Annotated in this window: 21 protein-coding genes, 1 tRNA gene, 1 pseudogene and 1 other annotated feature; of the genes and pseudogenes, 4 read left to right on the top strand and 19 right to left on the bottom strand. The window is 44.8% G+C overall.

Annotated features, from left to right (window positions below; translation table 11 throughout):
* Window positions 1-50 precede the first annotated feature (50 nt).
* The 4 genes from scfB to OCV70_RS06225 all read right to left on the bottom strand — a co-directional run bounded on the left by scfB (window position 51) and on the right by OCV70_RS06225 (window position 4,204).
* Window positions 51-1,418: a thioether cross-link-forming SCIFF peptide maturase gene (scfB, locus tag OCV70_RS06240; RefSeq protein ID WP_021926840.1), complete on the bottom strand. Its 1,368-nt coding sequence runs from the start codon at window positions 1,416-1,418 to the stop codon at window positions 51-53.
* Window positions 1,419-1,520: 102 nt separating this feature from the next.
* On the bottom strand, window positions 1,521-1,661 hold the full coding sequence (gene scfA, locus OCV70_RS06235; RefSeq protein ID WP_021926839.1) for a six-cysteine ranthipeptide SCIFF: 141 nt from the start codon (window positions 1,659-1,661) through the stop codon (window positions 1,521-1,523).
* Between the two features lie 71 nt (window positions 1,662-1,732).
* On the bottom strand, window positions 1,733-2,083 hold the full coding sequence (locus OCV70_RS06230; protein WP_173765574.1) for a TIGR04086 family membrane protein: 351 nt from the start codon (window positions 2,081-2,083) through the stop codon (window positions 1,733-1,735).
* 75 nt (window positions 2,084-2,158) lie between these two features.
* Window positions 2,159-4,204 (bottom strand): hypothetical protein, encoded by a 2,046-nt coding sequence (locus OCV70_RS06225; protein ID WP_173765576.1) that lies wholly within the window; start codon window positions 4,202-4,204, stop codon window positions 2,159-2,161.
* A gap of 380 nt (window positions 4,205-4,584) precedes the next feature.
* On the opposite strand from OCV70_RS06225, the gene OCV70_RS06220 reads away from it, so the two are divergent.
* A complete protein-coding gene (locus OCV70_RS06220) occupies window positions 4,585-5,871 on the top strand; it encodes an HlyC/CorC family transporter (protein ID WP_173765578.1) in 1,287 nt (428 codons plus the stop codon).
* Window positions 5,872-5,975: 104 nt separating this feature from the next.
* On the opposite strand, the gene OCV70_RS06215 is transcribed toward OCV70_RS06220, so the two are convergent.
* Together OCV70_RS06215 and OCV70_RS06210 are read right to left on the bottom strand one after the other, a co-directional pair.
* On the bottom strand, window positions 5,976-6,578 hold the full coding sequence (locus tag OCV70_RS06215; RefSeq protein ID WP_173765580.1) for a YdcF family protein: 603 nt from the start codon (window positions 6,576-6,578) through the stop codon (window positions 5,976-5,978).
* Between the two features lie 153 nt (window positions 6,579-6,731).
* Window positions 6,732-7,496 carry an N-acetylmuramoyl-L-alanine amidase gene (locus OCV70_RS06210; protein WP_173765582.1) on the bottom strand — a complete coding sequence of 255 codons (765 nt, stop codon included), beginning with the start codon at window positions 7,494-7,496 and terminating at the stop codon, window positions 6,732-6,734.
* 146 nt (window positions 7,497-7,642) lie between these two features.
* On the opposite strand from OCV70_RS06210, the gene OCV70_RS06205 reads away from it, so the two are divergent.
* From OCV70_RS06205 to OCV70_RS06195, 3 genes are all read left to right on the top strand, one after another.
* The gene (locus OCV70_RS06205; RefSeq protein WP_021925535.1) at window positions 7,643-8,620 is read left to right on the top strand and encodes an ABC transporter substrate-binding protein; all 978 of its coding nucleotides are present in this window, start codon (window positions 7,643-7,645) and stop codon (window positions 8,618-8,620) included.
* Window positions 8,621-8,807: 187 nt separating this feature from the next.
* The gene (locus tag OCV70_RS06200) at window positions 8,808-9,734 is read left to right on the top strand and encodes an ABC transporter permease (protein WP_021925534.1); all 927 of its coding nucleotides are present in this window, start codon (window positions 8,808-8,810) and stop codon (window positions 9,732-9,734) included.
* Window positions 9,727-10,521: an ABC transporter ATP-binding protein gene (locus tag OCV70_RS06195; RefSeq protein WP_021925533.1), complete on the top strand. Its 795-nt coding sequence runs from the start codon at window positions 9,727-9,729 to the stop codon at window positions 10,519-10,521. The genes OCV70_RS06200 and OCV70_RS06195 overlap by 8 nt, the downstream gene beginning before the upstream one ends.
* Window positions 10,522-10,638: 117 nt before the next feature.
* Here the strand turns inward: OCV70_RS06195 and OCV70_RS06190 are convergent, their stop codons facing one another.
* The 13 genes and pseudogenes from OCV70_RS06190 to OCV70_RS06130 form a co-directional block, all read right to left on the bottom strand.
* Window positions 10,639-11,628 carry a DUF5688 family protein gene (locus OCV70_RS06190; RefSeq protein WP_021925532.1) on the bottom strand — a complete coding sequence of 330 codons (990 nt, stop codon included), beginning with the start codon at window positions 11,626-11,628 and terminating at the stop codon, window positions 10,639-10,641.
* Between the two features lie 276 nt (window positions 11,629-11,904).
* Complete coding sequence (pckA, locus tag OCV70_RS06185) at window positions 11,905-13,509, bottom strand: phosphoenolpyruvate carboxykinase (ATP) (protein WP_117854402.1); 1,605 nt, start codon at window positions 13,507-13,509, stop codon at window positions 11,905-11,907.
* Window positions 13,510-13,800: 291 nt separating this feature from the next.
* On the bottom strand, window positions 13,801-14,751 hold the full coding sequence (locus OCV70_RS06180) for a bile acid:sodium symporter family protein (RefSeq protein WP_021925063.1): 951 nt from the start codon (window positions 14,749-14,751) through the stop codon (window positions 13,801-13,803).
* 154 nt (window positions 14,752-14,905) lie between these two features.
* Window positions 14,906-15,183: a binding site (T-box leader), on the bottom strand.
* A gap of 228 nt (window positions 15,184-15,411) precedes the next feature.
* Complete coding sequence (locus OCV70_RS06175; protein ID WP_173765590.1) at window positions 15,412-15,888, bottom strand: low molecular weight protein-tyrosine-phosphatase; 477 nt, start codon at window positions 15,886-15,888, stop codon at window positions 15,412-15,414.
* A gap of 386 nt (window positions 15,889-16,274) precedes the next feature.
* On the bottom strand, window positions 16,275-17,978 hold the full coding sequence (locus OCV70_RS06170; RefSeq protein ID WP_262579424.1) for a hypothetical protein: 1,704 nt from the start codon (window positions 17,976-17,978) through the stop codon (window positions 16,275-16,277).
* A gap of 127 nt (window positions 17,979-18,105) precedes the next feature.
* Window positions 18,106-18,666, bottom strand: a pseudogene (locus OCV70_RS06165) (HAD hydrolase-like protein); the annotation flags it as partial.
* Window positions 18,667-19,059: 393 nt separating this feature from the next.
* Window positions 19,060-19,133, bottom strand: a tRNA-Ser gene (locus tag OCV70_RS06160).
* A 99-nt stretch (window positions 19,134-19,232) separates the two neighbouring features.
* Entirely contained in the window at window positions 19,233-19,577 is a 345-nt protein-coding gene (locus OCV70_RS06155) for a hypothetical protein (protein ID WP_021925059.1), read from the bottom strand.
* The gene (locus OCV70_RS06150; protein ID WP_021925058.1) at window positions 19,523-19,672 is read right to left on the bottom strand and encodes a hypothetical protein; all 150 of its coding nucleotides are present in this window, start codon (window positions 19,670-19,672) and stop codon (window positions 19,523-19,525) included. Before OCV70_RS06150 ends, OCV70_RS06155 begins: the two co-directional genes overlap by 55 nt.
* A 92-nt stretch (window positions 19,673-19,764) precedes the next feature.
* Complete coding sequence (locus tag OCV70_RS06145; protein ID WP_021925057.1) at window positions 19,765-20,073, bottom strand: helix-turn-helix domain-containing protein; 309 nt, start codon at window positions 20,071-20,073, stop codon at window positions 19,765-19,767.
* A gap of 40 nt (window positions 20,074-20,113) precedes the next feature.
* On the bottom strand, window positions 20,114-20,710 hold the full coding sequence (locus OCV70_RS06140) for a class I SAM-dependent methyltransferase (RefSeq protein ID WP_262579422.1): 597 nt from the start codon (window positions 20,708-20,710) through the stop codon (window positions 20,114-20,116).
* Window positions 20,707-21,759 (bottom strand): 5-methylcytosine-specific restriction endonuclease system specificity protein McrC, encoded by a 1,053-nt coding sequence (gene mcrC, locus OCV70_RS06135; protein ID WP_262579420.1) that lies wholly within the window; start codon window positions 21,757-21,759, stop codon window positions 20,707-20,709. The genes OCV70_RS06140 and mcrC overlap by 4 nt, the downstream gene beginning before the upstream one ends.
* Window positions 21,756-24,149 (bottom strand): AAA family ATPase, encoded by a 2,394-nt coding sequence (locus OCV70_RS06130; RefSeq protein ID WP_262579419.1) that lies wholly within the window; start codon window positions 24,147-24,149, stop codon window positions 21,756-21,758. The genes mcrC and OCV70_RS06130 overlap by 4 nt, the downstream gene beginning before the upstream one ends.
* Between the last annotated feature and the right edge of the window lie 53 nt (window positions 24,150-24,202).

Genomic DNA, 24,202 nt, shown 5'->3' with positions numbered 1-24,202 from the left:
TTTTCGCAAAAGCAGGGCTGACAGAAATCTTCGCAGCTGGCGAAGAGCTATCAGTCTTCTGCCAGTGCGGCTTTTATCATGATGGCGCACTCCACACGCTTCCTCTGGAGTTCACATCCGATTTCATAATTACTTCTGATATCCTGATGAGCATGATATCCGTTGGCTGCACACCCGCCGCTGCAGTAGAATCTTGCAAAGCATTCCTTGCAGGCTGGCTTGGTATAAACATTGCATCCGCCAAATTCCTTCTGGATGTCTGTCCTTACCAGTCCATCGTCTACATTTCCCATCAGATATTCTTCTTCACCAACAAACTGATGACAAGGATAAAAATCTCCCCACGGAGTTACAGCAAGATACTCTGTACCGCTTCCGCATCCGGAAAGTCTCTTATATACACACGGACCACCGGTAAGATCAATCATAAAGTGGAAGAAGTTAAAGCCTTTGCCTTCCTTCTCGCGTTTGATCATCTCTTTGGCAAGGAGGTCATATTCTTCCATAATCTTCGGCAGGTCCTCCTCACGAAGTGCGTATTCCTCTGCAGGATCAGCTACCACCGGTTCCACAGAAATCTGCTTGAAGCCAAGATCTGCAAGATGAAGCACATCCTTGGAGAAATCAAGATTATGATGAGTAAAGGTTCCTCTTACATAATACTTGTCCTGATTTCTGGATTCTGCAAACTTCTGGAACTTAGGCATAATAAGATCATAGCTGCCGGCACCTTTGCGGAACGGGCGCATGAAATCATGAACCTCCTTGCGGCCGTCAACACTGAGGACCACATTTCCCATTTCTTTGTTACAGAATTCCATTACCTCATCGTTGAGCAAGACACCGTTGGTGGTAAGGGTAAAGCGGAATTTCTTATTATGGATTTTCTCCTGCTCGCGGCCATATGCTACCAGGTCTTTTACAACCTGCCAGTTCATAAGCGGCTCGCCGCCGAAAAAGTCAACCTCCAGATTGTGTCTGGAGCCCGAATTGGCGATAAGGAAATCCAATGCCTTCTTGCCCACCTCAAAAGACATAAGGGCACGTCTTCCGTGATATTCCCCTTCTTCTGCAAAGCAGTAGCGGCAGGCAAGATTACAGTCATGTGCAATGTGCAGGCAGAGGGCTTTCACCACTGTCTGACGGTTCTTTGTAAATGCATCAATGGCATTCTCGTATACATCCTTTGTGAAAAGCATGCCTTCTTCCCTCAGCTTCTCACATTCTGCCACTGATGTCCTAATATCTTCCTCTGAAAACTGATTTCCCAGTTTTCCTACAATGGCTGCTGCGTCAAGGCCTTCTTCCATATAAGGAAGCACTTCATAGGTGACCTCGTCCACAACATGGATACATCCGCTGTTAATGTCCAGCACAATGTTATAGCCATTGTTCTGATAACGGTGAATCAGACTCATGTTATTATATCCTTTCATTTTTCCTATTGCATGAATAAGCAGCGGCTGTTACACCGCTGCTTACATACGTTTCCAGCTGCTTTAAATAGAAATGTCTCCTACTTATTTGTTCTCGCAGCTCTGGTTTCCTACTGTACAGGATGTCTTGCATGCGGACTGACATGATGTCTGGCACTCGCCGCATCCGCCCTTCTTTACAGTGTTCTGCAGATTCTTTGTATTTAATGTTTTGATATGCTGCATGATATAGCCTCCTTATGTATATTATCTTCGCCTAGTATATCATATCTTTTTTTATTTTTAAAGTATTTTTTTCACGAAAGCATTCCTCCCAGTGCGCCGCCCCCAAGACACATGAAAAATGTGGTCACAGCGTGCATCAGGCTCATATCCCATTTGCCTTTTACCGCAAAGGAGACCGTAATCAGAAGAAGGTAATAAAAGACTCCTACCAGGATTCCCCAGAGATATTTGTCCTTTCTTATGATTTTGCCTGCCATAAAGCCTCCAAGCAGACAGGACAGGATATACACCGCCACAATCCCGGCGGATACCGGCTTTTCCCCCAAGTCAAACTGAAACAGAAGAAACGCCAGAAGCAGCAGGGAAATTCCTGTTACTGCATAAGAAAAAAGCAGTGATCTCAAAATCGCTCTTACTTTCATAAAAACAGCCCTCCTATATGGAATATATGGGAGGGCTGCTGTGGTTATTCGCCTGTAAGCTTATTCATTTTCTTTTTATTCATTTTCTTTTCTGCGGATGCCAAATACGGCTGCCACCATTCCAGCTGCTGTCATCAGCAGAAGGACAAATGGAAGGACTGTAGTCTCATCACCGGTTTTAACTGCGTTGGATGTCTGGCTCTGTCCGTTATTGTTTGCAGTGCTGTCGGAGGACTGGCTGTTTCCATTGCTGGAACTGCTTCCGTTTGCAGAAGAGGTTCCGCCAGTTCCTGTGCTGCTGTTTCCACTATTTCCGGAAGTGCTGTTTGCATCGGAAGTATTTCCTGTGTTTCCAGATGTGCTGGTATTTCCGGAATTATCAGCTGTGCCAATTGTACTGGATGCTGAACCGCCATTGCTGCTGTCTGTTCCGGTTCCGGCTGTTCCATCAGTGCCGGTTCCTGTGGTTCCGTTTGTACCAGTCGTTCCGCTTGTTCCACCAGTTCCTGCACCTGCGGTTCCGGTAACGGATGGGGATGGTGTCGGTGTTCCGCTGATAGTCACGGTAGGTGTGGGAGTCGGAGTTCCGTTATCTCCGTAAGCGCCGTTGGCGATCTCATCTCCGATGATCGGGCGGAAGCCTGCAATTCCAAATGGGCTGAAGGAATGGGTACTGAATACCATTGTGCTTCCATTCACGCTTGGAACGATTGTCTCTGTTGCACCGTTGGCAAGCAGATGCTCGATGGAATACTCATAGCCCTCTTTTACCGGAATGGTAACACTTACATACTGGCCATCCGGGATCTCGTACTCGGTATTGTTCTTCAGATCCCATAATTTAAACTCATAGGACTGGAAAATATTGGCTTTCTCTTCGTTCTTGAATTCGTAGCTCTCGCCGCTTTCCACCTGGAACTGTACATACCACGGAAGGTCAATGCCAGATACGGTAATGCCCTCGCAGGTATGGTTCTCTGCGGCTCTTGCAGCCTGCTCTTCCTCTGTCAGATCGTCCTCTGCGGTATTCGGTCTCGTGTCAGAAACAGTGAAATCTGCCGGATTGTCAAAAATATTTTTCTCATCGGAAGAAGTATCTTCCTCTGTAGCTTCGTCCGTATTCTCAGATGGCTCCACTTCATCCAGCACAGTTGCTCCTGGCATAAGGGCTCCGAATTTATCGTTCAGCATTCCGCCTGCGCTTTCATTCTGGGCGGTATCCTCTGCCGGCACCTCGGAAGCTGCAGGTTCTTCGGCCTGATCCGGTGTGCTGTCTTCTTCAGCTGCTTCTGTAATCTTAGCGGAGGTGTCCTCTTTGGTCTCTTCACCGGAAGCAGCTGTCAGTGCATTGTCAGCTTCTGTCTCATCTGGCAGGATTGCATCTGCAGCGGACGGAGCTTCTGTAACAGGCGCATCCTTTAAAAGATCGTCTGCGGTATTTCCTGCCTCCTCTGCGGTATCAGCGTTCTCCGGCTGGTCAGCTTTGTCGGAGTTCCCGGTATCCTCTGTACTGTCGGAAGCTGCCGGAACATCCGGGTTCTCTGCCGCTGGCTCCTGGGACGGAGTCTCTGCTGGAGTCTCTGTCGGTGTTTCCGCAGGGGCTGCTTCCTCCGGGTTCTGGGTTTCTCCTGCATTTTCTGCCGGAGCCTGGGTATCAGAAGAACCATTCTCCTGGGATTCCCCGGCAGACGGAGTCTCTGCCGTGTCTGATGAAGCCTGAGTATCATCAGCGGTATCCTCCAGACTGCTTACCACAACATTGACGGTGCCTTTGACAACCTTCTTCTGGGCATCCCATCCCGGAAGATAAGAAAGATCTACATTCTCAGCCGGCTTAAAGATTACTTCGCAGGCCTGCACTCTCTTATCCGGTACGAAGGTTCCATCTGCCCAGGAAAGAGTTCCGTAGTCGCTCTTTGGCAGTGCCACCTGAGAAAGGGCTGCCGGCTGGTCAATGGTTACATTATCTGGAATAAGACTGGATGTCTCAAGATTCGCTTCAATATTTCCAATTTCTGCAAGGACCGGATAAACCTGTCCGGTCATCAGCACTGCTGTCATGGCAGCTGCTGCAAGTAGTGATACACTTTTTCTGTACATAACGTTTTTTTTCTTCTTCATCCTGGCACCTCTGTTGTATGTATATATAAAATTATATTTATCATCAATGGAACGGTGTGTTTCTGCCTGATCCGGCAGAACATTTATGTTTTTTTGCGCCCATATTTATACTATATCAAATCTTTACTCTTTTGTAAATGTTTTGTAACATTTTATTTTATTTTTTACCAAATCGAATTATAACACAGTTCCCGTTTTTTCGACACCCCTAAATTCTACTTTTTTACATATACTTTTACATTTTGTTAAAGCTGGCTTTTTCGTTTGTCTTCCAGTCCGGATGTTTTCCTAAAGTCATTTATTGCCAACATTTTTTCCTTGCTTTTTCCCACTGAATCATGTATATTTTTCTTATTATATCAAAAAGGAGTGAATATAGTTTGGATTCAAGTGTCCCTATACAGGCGGTCACCATACTGATTCTGGTGTTGCTGTCCGCCTTCTTTTCCTCTGCGGAGACGTCTATGACAGCTGCCAACCGCATTCGGATCCATTCCCTTGCAGAGCAGGGGAACAAGCGGGCCATTACGTTAGAGAAGGTTATTTCCAACTCCAACAAGATGCTCAGCACCATATTAATTGGTAACAATATTGTAAACATTGCGGCATCTTCCCTTGCCACTACCTTTACTATGAAGGTGTTCGGAAGCATGTACATCGGTGTCGCCACAGGTGTTATGACTCTGCTAGTGCTGCTTTTCGGCGAGATCACCCCCAAGACCATTGCCACCCTTAAAGCCGATGACCTGGCACTTACCTATGCAAGACCGATTTATGCACTGATGGTGGTGCTCACCCCTGTCATCTACATTGTAGGGAAATTAGCCAACGGCATTCTTTTTGTTCTCCGTGTTGATCCCAATGCCAAGAGGGACACCATCACCGAGCACGAGCTTCGTTCCATGGTAAATGTAGGCCAGGAAAACGGCGTGATCGAGCGGGAAGAAAAGCAGATGATCTACAATGTGTTTGATTTCGGTGACTCTGCCGCCAAGGATGTGATGATTCCCAGAATTGACATGACCTTTATTGAGGTAAACTCCACTTACCAGGAGCTGATGGATATTTTCAAGGAAGACATGCACACCCGTTTCCCGGTTTATGAGGACAATACAGACAATGTAATCGGGATTATCAACATCAAGGATCTGCTTCTCTACCCGGAGAATGAGCAGTTTTCCATCCGGAAAATTCTCCGTGAGCCTTATTTTACCTATGAATATAAGCATACCACAGATCTGATGATGGAGATGCGCAAGGCTTCCGTGAACCTTGCCATTGTACTGGATGAATATGGTTCCACAGCCGGACTGGTCACATTGGAGGACCTGCTGGAAGAAATTGTTGGGGAGATCCGGGATGAGTATGACGAGGATGAAGAAGAGCCGATCTGTGAAATCCAGCCTGGAAGAGAATATCAGGTGCTTGGTTCTGCCAAGTTAAGCGACCTGAACGAAGCCCTTGGAACCAAACTGGAATCGGAAGACTATGATTCCGTCGGCGGCTACATTATCGAGCAGCTGGACTGCCTGCCCCGTGAAGGCGAATCCGTCACTCTGGAAGACGGTATGCGGCTGGTTGTAGAAGCCCTCGACAAGAACCGCATTGAGCTGGTTCATATCTGGCTGCCGGAACGCAAAAAGACCGATGAGAACCAAGAAGACTGATCATATCCCGATACACGATCCACAATTATATATTTAAAATGCAAAAAATCCGAACCCCTTTCGATTAAAATGGGGATTCGGATTTTTGTTTTCGAAATCACATTTTAACGCCCCTTATCTCCCAGCATCAGGCAGAACTGTTTCACGATCCGGTCAATTTCTCCAGTGACGGCTTCCACCCCGACTTCCGTTTCCCGCCAGTTTTCCCTGGTGATTCCATCCGGGCAGGCCGGGCAGACCAGAATCTTCGCCTCCGGGTACAGGATCTGATAATACATCAGAGAGCGTCTGGCATGATAGGTCTTGCAGCACAAAATTGCCTTATTCACCTGAATTCCCGCCCTGTCTGTCACCTGTCTGGAATAAATGGCATTTTCATAGGTAAAGGTTGCCTGGTCTTCCCGCAGGATTGCCTCTTCCGGAACACCGTTCTTCATAAGAACGCTCTTTAAGAATTCCCATTCCGTCTCATATTCTCCGTCATAAATTTCCTGGTGAGACTGCACTCCCACAAATTTCCCCAGGGTAATGCTGTATCTTCCGCTGGGCAGAATATAAGGAGCATAGCCTTCTTTATATAACTGCGCCGCACGCTCAGCCATCTGGGGAAACCCGTTTCCCGGCACAAAAATAATATCCGCCTTCTCAGGCTGATCCTCTGCAAATACAAAATTCTCTGCTGTTCTTAGAAATTCACTGTAATCCATTCTTTTGTTCCTTTCATAGCTCCTGCCAGCTTTTACCAACGAAACAGACATATCTGATCATGCATCCATTCCTAATTTAAAAGCCTGTGCATGTTGTTATCTGCATTATAATGTTTTTCCAGCTATTTTTCCACCCAGGAAATCTCTCCCGTCTTATTTTGTCACGATCAGGGTGCTGTAGCCATCATCCCGCAGCTGCTGTTCCATGCGGATCGCATTGTCCAACTGCACGAAAGCCCCGACCTGCACTTTATAGAATTCCCCATCCTGCAGAATATACGCTGGATATCCTTTTTCCTGCAGCATATACAGCATGCGGTCCGCGTTTTCCCGTTTGCGGAAAATACCGGTCTGCCCCCGGTAATACAAAGGCTCCTCTCCCTGCTGCTGATCCAAAGTTCCAAGAATGGCGCCGGCAATCGCCTGGGCAATCTCCTCCTGCTTCTCATCATAAAGCTGATTGTCCTCATCAGAATTGATAAACCCGGTTTCAATCAGAAGAGCCGGCATCTTGGTTTTTCGCAGCACTACAAGTCCCGGTCTTGCCTGAACCCCGATTTCCCGAAAGCCCAGTTCTCCAAGGGCACCTACAATATTCTGTGCCATCTCATATTTCACACCGGATTTGTCGTAAACCAGCACCTCCACTCCATTGTACTGATTCACCTCCGGGCTGCTGTTCCGATGAAAGGAAATGAAATAATCCACCTTCGCCTCATTGGCAAGTCTTGCCCTCTCAAAGGGGGAAATGTAATCATCCGTAGTTCTGGTATACAGCACCTTTATCCCATTTTCGGAAAGAATTTTCCCAACAGCCATGGCAAGGATGAGATTGTCATCCTTTTCCCTGCGGCCTTTATATACAGCTCCCGGATCCGATCCGCCGTGCCCGGCATCTATCATAATGGAATATGGCATGTCAAAATGACCTTCCTTACACTCTTTCTCTATTAGAATATGTAAAAAACTGCCAAAAGCTACTTGACTTTTACGCTTTAAAGCGGTATTATTTTGTGCAGACAGTACTTTAAACTACGAAAATGTTTTTAAGGAGGAAACAAATTATGAAAAGAAAGGTTTTATCCGTAATTATGACCGGAGCTATGGTAGCAGGTCTTGCAGGTACAGTAACCGTACACGCTGAAGAACAGCAGACATACAATATCGGTATCTGCCAGCTGGTTCAGCATGAAGCACTTGACGCCGCAACTGAAGGCTTCAAGGATGCAGTCAAAGAAGGTCTCGGCGAGGAGAACGTTACATTTGATGAGCAGAATGCACAGGGCGATTCCGCTACCTGCAGCACCATCATCAACAACTTCGTATCCAGCAATGTAGACCTGATCCTTGCAAACGCTACTGCTTCTCTTCAGGCTGCAGCAGCAGGAACAAGCGATATCCCGATCCTTGGCACCGCAGTAACAGAGTATGGCGTAGCTCTTGATCTTACTGATTTCGACGGCACTGTAGGCGGAAATATTTCCGGTACATCAGACCTTGCTCCACTTGAGGATCAGGCAGCAATGCTTAACGAGCTCTTCCCAGATGCAAAGAACGTAGGACTTCTCTACTGCTCCGCTGAGCCGAACTCCCAGTACCAGGTAGACACTGTTAAGGCTGCACTTGAGGATCTTGGATACACCTGCGAATACTACGCATTCTCTGATTCCAACGATATCTCCTCTGTTGTAACAAACGCAGTTGCAGACAGCGATGTCATCTATGTTCCAACAGACAACACAGCAGCTTCCAACACCGAGCTGATCAACAACATCTGCCTTCCGGCAAAGGTTCCGGTAATCGCAGGTGAAGAGGGAATCTGCTCCGGATGCGGTGTTGCTACTCTTTCCATCAGCTACTATGACCTTGGAAAAGCAACTGGAGAAATGGCAGTTAAGATCTTAAAAGACGGCGAAGACATTTCTACAATGCCAATCGAGTACGCACCTAACTTCACAAAAGAGTACAACGCAGACATCTGCGCAGAGCTTGGAATCGAAGTTCCGGATGATTACGTTGCAATCGGTGCAGACGCTGAATAATACATATTCATATTGATTTGACAGATTATTTGGACATTTAGCTGTTTCAGACAGCATAAACACAGACAGCGGGAAGGGAATCCTCTCTCGCTGTTTGTGTCGTTTCTAAACAGACTTGTCCTTAAATAAAAATCAGCTGTATTGCGCCGCAGCGCTGCCGCAGCTTGGCATGCAGGAGGAAAAAAACATGCAAATCGCAAACTTAATAATGGCACTTCCAGGTGCCGCTGCCCAGGGACTGATCTGGGGTATTATGGCAATCGGTGTATACCTTACTTTCCGTGTTCTGGACATCGCCGATCTGACCGTAGACGGTACCATGTGTACAGGAGGTGCTGTCTGTGTCATGATGATGATCAGCGGACATAACGTATGGGTATCTCTTCTGGCAGCAACCTTAGCCGGTATGCTGGCCGGACTTGTCACTGGTATTTTCCACACCTTTATGGGAATCCCAGCCATCCTTGCCGGAATCCTGACCCAGCTTTCCCTTTACTCCATTAACCTGAAGATCATGGGAAAAGCAAACCAGGCCATCAACGTTGACAAGTATCCGATCCTGATCTCCCTAAGACGAATCAAAAACGTGCCGATCACCCAGAACACCATTCTGATCGTTGCACTGTTTATTGTAGTGATCATCGCTATTTTGTACTGGTTCTTCGGAACCGAGCTTGGCTGCTCCCTTCGTGCAACAGGATGCAACCCTAACATGTCCCGTGCACAGGGTATCAACACAGATTTCTGCAAGGTTCTTGGCCTTATGGTTTCCAACGGACTTGTTGCTTTATCCAGTGCTCTTCTGGCTCAGTACCAGGGCTTCGCAGACGTAAACATGGGACGTGGTGCGATCGTAATCGGACTTGCTGCCGTTATTATCGGCGAGGCGATTTTCAGCCGCATTTTCCGCAACTTCGCACTCCGCCTTCTGTCCGTAGCATTCGGTTCCATTCTCTACTATCTGGTACTTCAGACTGTAATCTGGATGGGTATCGACACAGACCTTCTGAAAATGCTGTCCGCACTTGTAGTTGCTGTATTCCTGGCAGTACCTTACTGGAAGGGAAAATATTTCGCAAAACCAGCAAAACGTGGAGGTAAGAACAATGCTTGAGATCAAAAACATATACAAAACCTTTAATCCGGGAACCATCAACGAGAAGGTAGCCTTAAACGGTCTTTCCCTGAAGCTCAATGAAGGTGATTTCGTTACCGTAATCGGCGGCAACGGAGCCGGAAAATCCACAATGCTGAACGCAGTTGCAGGTGTATGGCCGGTAGACGAGGGCCAGATCATCATTGACGGAACAGATGTTACCAAGCTTTCCGAGTACAAAAGAGCCGCATATCTTGGACGTGTATTCCAGGATCCTATGACCGGAACTGCTGCTACCATGGGAATTGAAGAGAACTTAGCTCTTGCCAAGCGCCGCGGCAAAACAAGGCTTCTCCGCCCCGGAATCACAAAGGCAGAGCGTGCTGAGTACAAAGAGCTTCTGAAAATCCTGAACCTTGGTCTTGAGGATCGTCTGACTTCCAAGGTAGGTCTTCTCTCCGGAGGCCAGAGACAGGCGCTTACCCTTCTGATGGCTACCCTTCAGAAACCGAAGCTTCTCCTTCTGGATGAGCACACTGCAGCCCTTGACCCGAAAACAGCAGCAAAGGTTCTGGACATTACAGACAAAATTGTCAACCGCGATCACCTTACCACACTGATGATCACCCACAATATGAAGGACGCCATCGCCCACGGCAACCGTCTGATCATGATGATGAACGGAAAAATCGTTCTCGACATCCAGGGTGAAGAAAAGAAAAAGCTTACCGTGAAACAGCTTCTGGATAAATTCGAGGAAGCCAGCGGAGAGGAATTCTCCAATGACTCCGCAATTCTTGGATAAGCAGAACACTTTCCGGAAAAAAACCTGTATTTCCTAAAATTTCTGGAAACTGCCGTCAGACTTCTGGTTCTGGCGGCAGTTTTTTGCCCTTAAAAGCTTTCCCAGGTGATAGACGCTTTACTTTGTCTCCTTCTCGTCCTCTTCGTGGGGGCCTCCCACCTGCAGAAACACAGTTCCCTTATACACCATAAAATCCCCGGTTTCCTGGCAGTACCGATATACCTTATCTGTGAGAAAATCCTCCTCCGGCGTAGCCTCCCGTAATGTGTCCCTAAGAACCTCCTGCAGATCCTCTGGATAGGCCATACGCACGCTGTGGACCATCACCTCATGAATACTGGTAAACACCAGATAAAAGTCTCCTTTCATCAATTCCGCCAGTCTTTTTGCCACGCCTGGTAAAAACACCGCTACCGCTCCGTTTGTCCTTCTTACTGTGCTGAGACAGTTTCCCACATTCTCTCTTCGCAATTCAAATTCCTGGTTCAGATCCATAAAGCATTCTCCGTTGTACTCCGGGTTTCCGATCAGTTTTTCCCACAGGAAAATTCTGGGCGGGGAAATAAAATATGTATTCAAAAGAGCCGCCTCAAAAACCGTTTTCTCGTCAAGCCCCCAGTTATCCAGACAATCACGGCGTATTTTCATGCTGGTGGTGCATCCTTTCACCTCTCCTACCTGCATGTACAATACCAGGGCAATGTCCCCGATTACCCGGTATACCGCTTTCGAAAGCTCTTTCTTGTGCTTCTTCCGGTTCAAAAGCCGGATGAAAAGGTCATTTTTCACCTTCTCGTAATTGTTCAGATTTTGGGTTTTCTCAAAAAATCCGGCATTTCTCAGTTTGCGGATTTCTTTTTCCACTGTGTCTGCAATTTTCTCCAGAGACACACCGTCCTCATAGTCATCAAAAAGCTCTTCCGTATGGATTCCGCACACTTCTTTTCCTGCCGGGGAAGCATGGCATTCCACAAACAGCCGGTCACCGCTAGGCGTCATCCCCTGTTCATCCTGCTCCTTGAAAAAAATCTGTTCTTCTTTCAGCCCCAAACGTTCTAGTAACAGCTGGCGCAGATTCTCCACAAATGCATCATACTCTTTGCTCATATTCAGTTCCTTTCTGCTTGAAAATATCGCTTTGAAATAAAAGGGGCGAAACGCCCTGATGATCGCTGGCCCTGCTGTGCATTGCAGACGGCCTGCTTATGAAAAAAAGATGGAAGCTGTGAATTGCTTCCCTTTGAGTTGCTGTATGGATAGTATATAAGAAATGAGCAGATTTGTAAAGTAGTTTTCATCGACAGAATACAGCGAAATTTTCCACAAAAACGGGCCTGCCGCATACACGGCAGACCCGAAATCATTCAATCTTATAAAGTTAGATTAAGCCTGAGGACCAGCAGCAACAAGCGCTTTACCAGCTTCATTTCCTTCGTATTTCTTGAAGTTCTTAACGAAACGGTCTGCAAGGTCTTTTGCTTTTACTTCCCACTCAGAAGCGTCAGCGTATGTGTCACGAGGATCAAGGATGCCTGTGTCAACGCCTGTAAGCTCTGTAGGAACCTCAAAGTTGAAGAATGGGATCTTCTTAGTCGGAGCTGTTAAGATAGCGCCGCTGAGGATTCCATCGATGATACCACGGGTATCTTTGATGGAGATACGTTTTCCGGTTCCGTTCCATCCTGTGTTAACCAGGTATGCTTTTGCTCCGCTCTTCTCCATTTTCTTAACGAGTTCTTCAGCATATTTGGTCGGATGCAGCTCAAGGAATGCCTGTCCGAAGCAAGCTGAGAATGTAGGTGTAGGCTCTGTGATTCCACGCTCTGTACCAGCAAGTTTAGCTGTGAATCCAGACAGGAAGTAGTACTGAGTCTGCTCTGGTGTCAGGATAGATACTGGAGGAAGTACTCCGAATGCATCTGCGGAAAGGAAGATAACGTTCTTAGCAGCCGGTGCGGAAGAGATCGGGCGAACGATCTTCTCAATGTGGTTGATCGGATAAGATACACGAGTGTTCTCTGTAACGCTCTTATCAGCGAAATCAATCTTGCCTTCACCGTCAAGTGTAACGTTCTCAAGAAGAGCGTTTCTCTTGATTGCATTGTAGATATCCGGCTCAGAATCCTTGTCAAGGTTGATAACCTTAGCATAGCAGCCGCCCTCGAAGTTGAATACTCCGTTGTCGTCCCAGCCGTGCTCGTCATCACCGATGAGAAGTCTCTTAGGATCTGTGGAAAGTGTAGTCTTACCTGTTCCGGAAAGGCCGAAGAAGATAGCGGTGTTCTCACCGTTCATATCTGTGTTTGCAGAGCAGTGCATGGAAGCGATGCCCTTAAGCGGCAGATAGTAGTTCATCATGGAGAACATACCTTTCTTCATCTCTCCGCCGTACCATGTATTTACGATAACCTGCTCACGGCTTGTGATGTTGAACATTACAGCTGTCTCAGAGTTAAGGCCTAATTCCTTGTAGTTCTCAACTTTAGCCTTGGAAGCGTTGTAAACAACGAAATCTGGCTCGAAGTCTTTGAGTTCTTCCTCTGTAGGCTGGATGAACATGTTTGTTACAAAGTGTGCCTGCCAAGCAACCTCAACGATGAAACGGATTGCCATACGGGTATCTTTGTTAGCGCCGCAGAATGCATCTACTACGAAAAGTCTCTTGTTGGAGAGCTCTTTCTTAGCGATCTCTTTCACTGCTGCCCAAGCTTCCTGTGTTGCAGGATGGTTGTCGTTCTTATATTCGTCAGATGTCCACCATACGGTGTCTTTGGAATTCTCATCCATTACGATATATTTGTCTTTAGGAGAACGTCCGGTATAAATACCTGTCATAACGTTAACAGCGCCAAGCTCGCTGACCTGTCCTTTTTCAAAGCCCTCAAGACCTGGTTTGGTCTCCTCTTCAAATAACATTTCATAAGAGGGGTTGTAAACAATTTCTGTAGTTCCGGTAATACCATACTTTGTTAAATCAATTTTTGCCATCTTACACTTAACCTCTTTTCTCTAAAATGGAATTCATCTGCGAATGCAGATTCTATGGCTGATACACGCTGTTTCACCATAATACCTTATCGAAAATATTACTTGCGCCACCAGCTTCTATGGTACAAAACCTAAGGAATGGAACCGGGTGGATTCCTTTTTCCTTATCATATATTATACATATCTGGTGGATAAAATCAACACAATTTTTCTGATTTTTGAAATTTTGTTAAAGTTTTATCAACATAGAAGGGGCCCCAGGGAAAATCCCCCAGGGCCTTGTGGAATGTTTTATTTTGTCTGTCCGTCTTTTGCGCTGCGTGCATAAATATTTGCAAGAACTGCACCGGAAATATTATGCCATACACTGAATACAGCTCCTGGGATGGTTGCCAGCGGATACTGTGCAAAATGTGTGGTTGCAAGGGAGGTTGCAAGTCCGGAGTTCTGCATGCCGACCTCGATAGAGATTGCACGGCATTTTGTAGTATCCAGCTTTAATGCACGGCCGATTCCGTAGCCAACACCATATCCAAGCAGGTTATGCAGGATAACAACTGCTACGATGAGAAGTCCGGATGTCATCAGCTTAGCAGAGTTTGCGGATACAACAGCTGCTACGATGGCCACGATGGCTGTGGTGGAGATCAGCGGAAGGATCTCTACTACTTTTTCTGTAAATTTCTTGAAGAAATGGTTGATCACAAATCCAAGTACGATTGGAACGATTACTACCTTTACAATGGAAAGGAACATGCTGAACATGTCTACGTTTACCTTCTGGCCTGCATATAAATAGGTAAGAAGAGGTGTTAAAAACGGAGCAAGCACTGTGGATACTGCAGTCATACCAACGGACAATGCCACATCTCCTTTGGACAGATAGGTCATAACGTTGGAGGATGTTCCGCCAGGGCAGGTTCCTACCAGGATTACGCCGATGGCAAGCTCTGCCGGAAGCTGAAATACTTTTGTAAGAGCAAAAGCTAACAGCGGCATTACGGTAAACTGTGCGATACAGCCGATGATCACATCTTTTGGACGGCTGAATACAACCTTGAAGTCGTTTGGCTTCAGGGTAAGTCCCATACCGAACATTACGATTCCAAGCAGGGTGTTGACGTAGCTGGTCTTGATGAAGCTAACCGTGTTCGGTGCAAAGAGTGCAAGTGCGGCAACTGCGATTACGATCACTGCCATGTACTTGCTGACAAAGTTTGTGATTTTTTTCAGTGTTTCCATTTTGGTTTCTCCTTCGTGATTTTGAAGGCAGTGTTGCTGTCTTCCTTGATTTTCCAAGGGATTTCACATGATGGTATTTCCTCTGTGTGAGAGGCAGTGTCAACAGCTCCGCGTTTCTGGCACAAGCGGATAATAAAAAAGCCTCTGTCTCCAGTTAAGAGACAAAGGCAAAATCCTCTGCGGTACCACTCTTATTGCTGCCATGCAGCCACTCACTACTCATCCTATAAAATGAGAAACAGGATAACGACTGTTAACCGTCCGAACTTACTCGAATAGATACTGCGCTTCTATGCTCATCAGCAGATAGGTACTATTTTTCAGTCCGAAAGCTCAGAGGTGATTTTCACAAAAGCTTCCTCGCCATCTCTCACCACCGATGGCTCTCTGTGGATTCCCCTTCTTGCTACTCTTCCTCGTCATTGCGAAATTCTTAGATTGAGGTTATTGTAGTACGGTGAAGTGGAAATGTCAAGAGGGGCAGCGAAAAAAGTTGGACAAATTATACAAGTTGGCGTTTTTATTTTGTGCAGTATTTCTGAAGTTCGGTATTGCCTTCATAATTATTGCACTTCTGTTTTTCACTTTGTTGCTTTTCCCATTATTTATAATACATTGCATCTTTTTCCTCACCTGCCACAGTTCTGTTACATTATCTTATTATATTCTTCCCTCTCGTTCCAAATATAAGAGAAATCCCTCGCATCCTTCCACCACATCCCGATAAGTAGACTCAAAGTTCCCGGTATACCAGGGATCTGCAATGTCTCTGGGATGATCGGAATAATCCAGCAAAAGCTTTACTTTGTGCTCCGGGTCCTTTCCTACAATCCGCAGGATATTTCGGATATTGCGCTCTTCCATCCCCAGAATGTAATCATATTTCCCATAGTCCGCCTTGGTGATCTGCACTGCTCTTTTTCCCTCGCAGGAAATCCCATGCTTCGCCAGCTCCCGTTTCGCCGGAGGATAAACCGGATTCCCCACTCCGTTCCAGATTTCTTCCGTGCTGGTGGCTGCGGATGCAATATAAAATCTGTCTGACAAACCGCGTTCGGAAATAATTGATTTCATAATAAATTCTGCCATAGGACTGCGGCAAATGTTGCCTAAACAAACGAAAAGTACTCGTATCATATATTTTTGCTCCTATCTTATCTCATTGTGTTTCTTACATTGAATAATCTAAATATACGCTTTCCTAACGGATATTTGTTTTTACTGGATATTTCTTTAAAAAGCCTCCGAAAGAAGGCTTTAAAAGAATGCTTTTTTTCAAAAATAGCTTCTGAAATGTCATGAGTATTGTCAAAAGCACATGTATCATGACTTCCATTTATAACAATTTCACCAGATGAAAAGAATACTTTACTAATGAATTATAGCATTGTTCCTTACTGTTGTCTTCAGTTTCTGAGTATATAAAAAACGAACCGAATGCTTTATCCCTTTGGAATCAGAAGGTGCTGGCTGATTATGTCATTGGCACATTACATGAGTGTTATAGGAAATGGGGAACCCAATCATTTCACATATCCAAATTTCACCAATTCCTGTATAAATGCACTCCGTCTTGGATATCGTTTGCGATATTCTGCCATAAATGTATTTTTTTCACCGATAATTCCATGAGACTCCTTTACTTCACCATAAGCAGAAATAAACGCAGCACATTCATGGTAGTATTTTCTTCTGTTGGCAGTCATGATTCCATCTACCCGCAGGGAAATAAGCTGGTTAATTTTATTCATCCAACGTATTCTGTCTTCGTTCGAAATCTTTACCTCCTGTTTCCATTTGCAGATGATTTCCCACAATAACTCAGTACTGTTCTTTGCGCAGGTATGTCCGGTTCCTTTATAAAATTCTTCTGCCGTAAATCCATATTTTTGCTGTACATAGTTTAATAAACAGGATAATCCTGCAGGCAAATCTGTTCCCTGATATAACAGAAGTAAAAAGCTGGTGATGCCCTCCTTCATAAAGGTAAATGACCAGCCAAGTGATTCTCTTACACTCATGCCCTGGGTCATTACAGTAACAAATTCTTTATTCCAGAAAAGAAGCATAAAATATAATTCATTATCCGTTTTATATAGACCCTGGCAGATTTTTGCTGCCTGTCGTTTGTTGTTTTCCCAATTGTCTCCGCAAAAGCGCAGACGAAGGTAATGAACAAACGACGGATTAGAGCGGAATGCTTCCAGCCAGCAATATTCGCATACTGATTCCTGATTATTTTCATATGCATATTTAGCTGTAAGCAGAGCTATTTCGCTTCGGACTTTTGTGTTTTCGGAAATCCTTTCCAATGCTTCTATACCAATACTCATCATACGCTGATTTTTATCAGGATCAGAGTTTTGCTCCAAGATCTGCTTATATAACTCAGGACAGGTATTTGCATATTTTCTGGCTGTATCGAGAATCTGCTGTTCATCCTGAAGCATAGACTGGGCTTCTTTCAAAAGTATTTTTACACCCATGCCGCTGTGGGTCCCCAGGTATTCAATCCAAAGCGGAAGGAACTGCTCAAACTCAGGTAATTCAAAGTTTCCTGTCTGGAGAACATCTTCCAGCCGCACAGAGTAACACTGAAAATTATGGATCATGCAAAGCAGTTCTTCTGCACGATCTTCCAATCTATTTCCCTGGTATTCCAGATACAAGCATTCACGAACTGTTTTTTTCATAGAACCAGACAAAAGTTCGTGTTCATAAAGGTCGTTTATGCCAAGAGGTTCACCGCAAAAATCCTCATAATCTCCTTTTGCAGTGATCTCCAGCACAGACAGTGTTTCGGCTAGTTCGCAGCCTTCTTTATATACTGCCAGATCAATACATTTATGAATCAGCTTGATCGCGTCTTCAATTTCAGATAAAACACCCATGGAATCTGAAAAAAGAACTTCATCCGCATCACTGTTATACCAGTCATCCCATTCTTCGTTATATTCGCTATCGAGGCATCGGATACCGTTATTGATTTCTGCTAATACATCCTGATTATGTTTCAGCTCTATAAGCAGCTGCTGATGATCGTCACAAGTTGTTTTGGGGGAGTCCGTGGCAGTGGTTTGGGAAGCTGCTGTCAAAGTATCCAAAAAGCTTTCTCTTTTATGCTCCGGTAATGTTCTGGCAATTTCATGGATAACAGCAAGCAACTGGTCCTTTGATAGCTGTTGTGTAAGTTCATCTGATTTTCTTAAAAAAGTTGGTAAATTCATTTGTATTCTCCATAGTAATCTTATTTTCCATGCAAAAAACTCCTTATAAACATACTATAGCATTGTTCATTACAGTTGTCATTGGGTTTCGTGGTCAAAGATTAAAAGAACGCTTCCCCATCTGATATTACTCTGCTTTTGACTTTGCCCTGGCAGGAATATCTCCCACTCCATTTAAAACCATAGTTGGACGATATGCATACATTTTAAGTGTATCCTTTGTCGAACATCCGGAAAGAACAAGCACAGTAGACATACCGCTTTCCATTCCTGAAATCACATCTGTATCCATTCTGTCACCAACCATGACAGCCTCTGCTGAGTGACAACCAAGCATATTTAATCCTGTTCGCATCATCAGTGGATTAGGCTTTCCGCAAAAATATGCCTTTGTACCAGTTGCCATTTCGATAGGTGCGATCAACGCCCGGCATGCAGGGGCAATACCGTTCTCAATTGGGCCTGAAACATCTGAATTTGCCCCGATCAGCTTAGCTCCCTTTAAAACCAGATTTGTTGCCTGAGTCAAGGTATCCAGCGAATAGGAACGGCCCTCTCCAACAATAACATAATCCGGGTTTACATCATTCATTGTTATGCCAACATCATAAAGGGCATTTAATAAACCCGCTTCTCCAATTACAAATGCGGAACAGCCCGCTGCCTGTTCTTTTAAAAAAGCAGCTGTTGTGTTTAGGGGAAAATTTTTAGGAAGTTCACAATTTATGTTTTTGTCAACTATCACAGTTACTTTCCTCATTAATACCATACAAAGCATGTATTCTTATCCACTTATATAAAAAACGCCTGCATCTCTGCAAGCACCTTATCATATTGTTCCACAATTTCATATATTATTCTGCCTGCATTACAGCCATTAGGCTTATCCCTGGTCAATCAGTTTAACACCTTAACCTTGTTCATGGATTTCGGCACATTTCTATGCCTAAAGTAAAGTTGTCAATTTATTAAAAACGGTTTAAGAACAAAATCGTTGACCATTCAGAATTAACCGTTCAAACATAACCCAAAATGATTCACAATTGGAGATGTTCTGCAACATCATATTAATAACCCCAATTTTCGAAGGCAGGATTCGAACCCGCGACATCATGGTTAGCAGCCATGTGCGCTACCAACTGCGCCACTTACTAATTGAGTACCCAAATTTTCATCAGAATTGGTATATTCTTGTAACATAACCCTGTTACAGGGAAACTGAGTTCAGGATTTTTCGTAATGCAGACAATGCAGTTATGCAATTTCAATAAAAGTAGTCGCATTCGACACTTTAATCTGCGTATCCAATTCTGTAAGCAGAATGTTTCGCTTTTCTTCAAGCATTCCTAATTTCTTCTTCACATCCAGCGGATCAACAAGTTCAGCGGTATTCTCCCTTACATACGCATCTACAACGCCTAATGGCTTCTCATCTTTCCCCTTACTATCACGCCCCAGAATACTTAAACGCATATTCTCTGCAGTGGACTGAAGCTGACTATTCTTCATATCACAAAAACGTACCCGCTCATTATATTCATTGTTTAACTTCTCCTGAAGCTTCCCTTCAAAATCAGCATCTCCATCATAGGAATCCATGCCACGAAGCTTGCTTTTTCAATCTTATCTGTTATCTTTTTTACTAACAGGTCCCTCTCGTCCAAAGCCTGTGTCACCAGCATTGTTTCTCCCATAAAAAATCCTCCCATAGTTTATTTCCAAGTCGCTTTCTGAAAATAATTTTACAGGAGAATTTCTCTTTTGTCATTGTACTTGTAGTATAATTCTACGCTGCCTCAATTGCTTTTATTTTGCCATAATAAATACGCATTCGCTTTAACTGTACTTGATTTTCTGCTGTAAGAATTCTCTTTCTGCTTCCGCACAGCATGTCATCCACTGAAACCTGAAACAGATAACTAAGCGCATACAAATTATCTACAGATGGCATACTGATCCCATTTAACCAGTGATACACACTTTGAATACTACCCAATCTCAAATACTGCTGAACATCTTTTACTGTAAAACCGCATTCATCCATAATTCTGCGCAAATTAATTCCAGTTTGCTTTTTGTCAATTAACGGAATCATTCTTAGCCCACCTTTCTCTCTTATTTCATGATTTTAAATTTTACCCCACTGTAAACACCACAATCCTTTCCCTGTTATTGTTCCCCTCAAACAAATCCTCCGTATCGATCTCATCAAAAAACAGCAACAGCTCTTCTGTCATCAGGCAGCTGATGTATTCTTCTGAGGGATAATAAAAAAACAGCAGGATTTCCCTTTGGTTTTCGTAGTAGGATTCGTAGATTCGGGACAGGACTTTTCGGAGGATTTCTATGGAAAAGGGGTTGAAGAAGTAGCAGCGATCTATGGAAGTTGGCACTGGGTATTCTTCGGCACTTGTCAGTTCGAAGGAAGTCCTTTTCCCAGATACGGCCTGTTCCTGATTGGCTCTGGCGCCAGCGAAAATTCTGTCGTCGTATTCTACGCCGATTGAGCTGCATCTTGTCTGATAAGAAAGGAAAAAGCAGACTCTGCCTTTCCCGGTTCCGTAGTCCAATACCACATTTTTCTTGCTGATCAAGCCGCTGTTCGCAAGCCGTTCCAACACACAGTACGGTGTCGGTTCATAGGGATAGCGGTATTGATCCGCGCGGGAATCATCCCGGCCGGTGGTTTTTATTTTTAACAGCTTGTCCCACTGATTTTCATTTTGGTTCATAACATCATCTCCCTTACAATCCCATCCAACTGCTTCCGAATCCCCTCAAAGGGCAAATTCAAATCCAATGTTTTCACCCCAATCTCATTTCCATGCATCTGGTAAGTTTGGTCAGGATGGATTTGGTCTTCTGTTTTGGCGTAGAGAAGAAGGCCGGAAACCTTGTGGGGTGTTTCGCCAAAAGCGTAATCTTTGTTTTTCACATAAGTAAAAATCTGATAAAGGTTGCCAGAATGCAGTGTATGTCTGCCGTAATGCTCCTGTGTGGTATGGGAATAATATTTTGCGTCAATGATCAATACGCTGCTGCCAAGCTGCAGAGTGATGTCGCTTTGCATGACGGGAAGCATGGTACCGCTTCCATCGTCCAGCGCCCAGGGAATCTGGGACGCAGTTACGGACAGCTGGGGAAAATGCTTTCTGTAATATTCCAGGATAAATTTCTCATAAAGGCGGCACATTCTCTGCTCATCAAGAAAAGCAGCCAACCTGTATTCTCCCTGCTCGGTGGTAAGCAGCAAGCCCTCTGCAAGCAGCTGACAGATACTGATCAGCATCCGGTAATTCTGATTGTTCCGCCCAAACCGTATGGCAGACCAGCGGACAGATGTTAATTCCAGCGTATCCACAGCAGAGAAAATCAGCATTTTCTTTTTCAGATCATCCTTATATCTCGCTTTCACATTCCCGTGCTTCAAAAGAAGCAAAACCGTTGATTTCAAAATCTGGTTCAGCAGATTGTTTTCGGAAAGCTCGTCAAACTCGCAGGCCAGCAACTGCCTTCTGGACATTTTGTTCCGGATGGTTCCCTGCATATTGATTTTTCCCCGCATGACAGACAAATCCTCCTGACAGTTCCGGTATTCCCGATACAGGCCCTGCTTCAGCTGAAAACCAATGCCCTTCGCCAGAATTGCGGCAAAAAGATTCTGCATATCCTCAAACTTCTCTGCCGCAATCTCCTCATAATTAGACTGGTTCAGCGTTTGAAAAGCGTAGGACAGCATATAATAAATATTTTTTATGAGAATACTTTTATCTCTCGTCATTGAAATACCCCATGGAGAATATTTTCCCAGCGCTGTACTTTATCCAGGTCGTCAAACCAGTACTCTTCCAGCATGGGAAGAACATCAAAATCCACGATTTCAAGCAGTTTTTCTGCCGTGCACGTCTTCATGCCGCAAAAATAACTGTGTCCGATGCAGAAGCCTTTTCCTAGAGATCTGTCTGCTGTGATTTCTTTGTTCAGTTCTGTTATTTTGCCAATCAAGGAGTCAAACAATTCACTGTTCAGAGCGTTCTGATATTTCACGAAGCCTTCTGACTCAAATCCCGGCTCCATCTCAAAAAAGCTGAATCTTCTCCGCAGAGCATAATCAATCATGGCAAGACTCCGGTCCGCCGTATTCATCATTCCAATAATATGTACACGCTCCGGAACCGAAAAACTTAGGCCATTGTACGCCAGCGCCGTCTTGGTTCCCCGGTAATCCTTCTCAATCAGCATGAGAAGTTCCCCAAAAATCTTGCTCATATTTCCACGATTGATTTCGTCAATAATGAAAAAATAATCCTTGTCCGGGTTGTTTGCAGCCTTCTGGCAAAACCGATAGAAAATCCCATATTTCAGCGCAAAAGAATCCCCTTCCGGCTTATATCCCATAATAAAATCTTCATAGGAATAATTCTGGTGGAACTGTACAAATTCCACCCGGCTCTCGTCCTTTTCTCCCATGATCGAATAGGCCAATCTTTTTGCGGCAAAGGTTTTTCCCACGCCAGGGGCTCCCTGAAGGATGATGTTCTTTTTTCTCAAAAGCACGGACACAAGACGGTTGTATTTCGCCTCCGTCATATATACCTCTTCCAGGAAATTTTCTTTTGTATACGGCTCTGTCCTTTGCCCGGAAAATGCAGACGGATTGTTCTCACGAATCATATCCATAATAAAATCAAATTCTCCTTTGGTAAGCTTAAACAGGCTTCCCTGCTGATTGACAAAGTACTCCATTCGCGCAAGCTCCGGGCAGGCCTTCAAAGTCAAATAATCAATAGGCGCAGAAAGTCCCTCAACTTTTTCAAAATAGATCTGCTCTCCATCCTGCTCTGCGGTTACTTTGCAAATCGCCACCACCTGTTTCACTGGATAGGATTCGTAACCGATGATGAAATTCCCAGCTTTGGCGTCCAGGAAATTCTGAAAAATGCGGCGCTTATTGCCGTTCTCGTTGTAAAGGGTGTAGGACTGCACCTCTCCCACAGCAAGATCCGAAAAACTCCAGATGTTTGGATTGGCATTCAGCCACCAATAATGCGGCTCGTCCTCTTCCTGGGAAACAACATACAATGAAATCTGGGACAAATCTGTTTCTTTCAATGCTGCTTCCAGTTCCTCCCGCAGCTTCCAGATATATACGCCCTCTTCATCTGTGCCTGCTTTTTTTCCTATATATAGAGTGGGCCACCATTTCGTACTGCCATCCTGCTGCCAGACCGGACATCCTGTTTTCTCAGTAATGCGCTTTGCAAGAGCAGAAGACCCGGCATTATAAAAATTAGGGCTTTCTCCGTATTTCACGGAAAGCTGGGTGCAAGTAGCTTTGCCGCCATAATCCAGCATGCGCTTCATAATTTCAAGACTGCTCTCGTTAAAAACTTCCTCGTCAGCCAGCAAGCATTTCCACTCCTGCACCGTTATGCCGGGATCGTAGTCTTCAGCTTTGGGCCACCACTCATCTGCAGATGCACGGTTTCGTTGGCTGTAAAATCGGCTGATATAAAAGCCAAGATCCATTGTCAGCGTCCTAAGTTCCGGATCCGGATAGCAGGTTTCTGTCAGCTGAGACTTCAGCATCCTTCTCAGCTCGTCCTCTTTTTTCAGTTCTTCGCACAGCGCATTGTAAAAGGCATAAAAGTTCCGCAGATTTTCCCCGTAATGACCCTTTCGGAAACTAAGATCACAGCCTAATTCTGCTGCGGCGTTTTTCACTTCACTGTATTTGTAAATGTAATATTTGTCCGGATATCTGAGCCACAGGTAGGTGGTGATGGCATTTTCGTACTGGTAATGCTGCGCTGCACCATTTCCATATTTCTCAAGCAAAATTCCCGCCTGATCCTTAAACGCAAGAATTCTGGAAATCACATCCTGAGTCTCATCAAAAAGTGCGAGATACATCGCCCGCACTTCCTCCGGTGCTGCTTTTGCAAAACCTTCAATCATTTTTCCTGGAAAATTATTCATAGAAACCAACAGATTATAAGTCTTTGCCAGCGAACGTGTAAGCATATCCGAAAAATCAGCCGCATTCACATCCCAGTTATCCTGAAAACACTTCACAGCCTCCCATTTGTACTTTTCATTCGGCCACTGCATTTGGATGAAATCCTTCTTGTAGCAGGCAATGGCATCGGTTAGGTAGGAATTATTGAACATTGGTGAATCTCCTTAATTTTCATATAGATATCTAAATTTACACTTCCATCATC

The organism is Blautia acetigignens, assembly GCF_025566865.1.
GTDB classification, from domain to species: Bacteria; Bacillota; Clostridia; order Lachnospirales; family Lachnospiraceae; genus Blautia_A; species Blautia_A acetigignens.
This window is presented reverse-complemented; position numbering and strand designations above follow the sequence as displayed.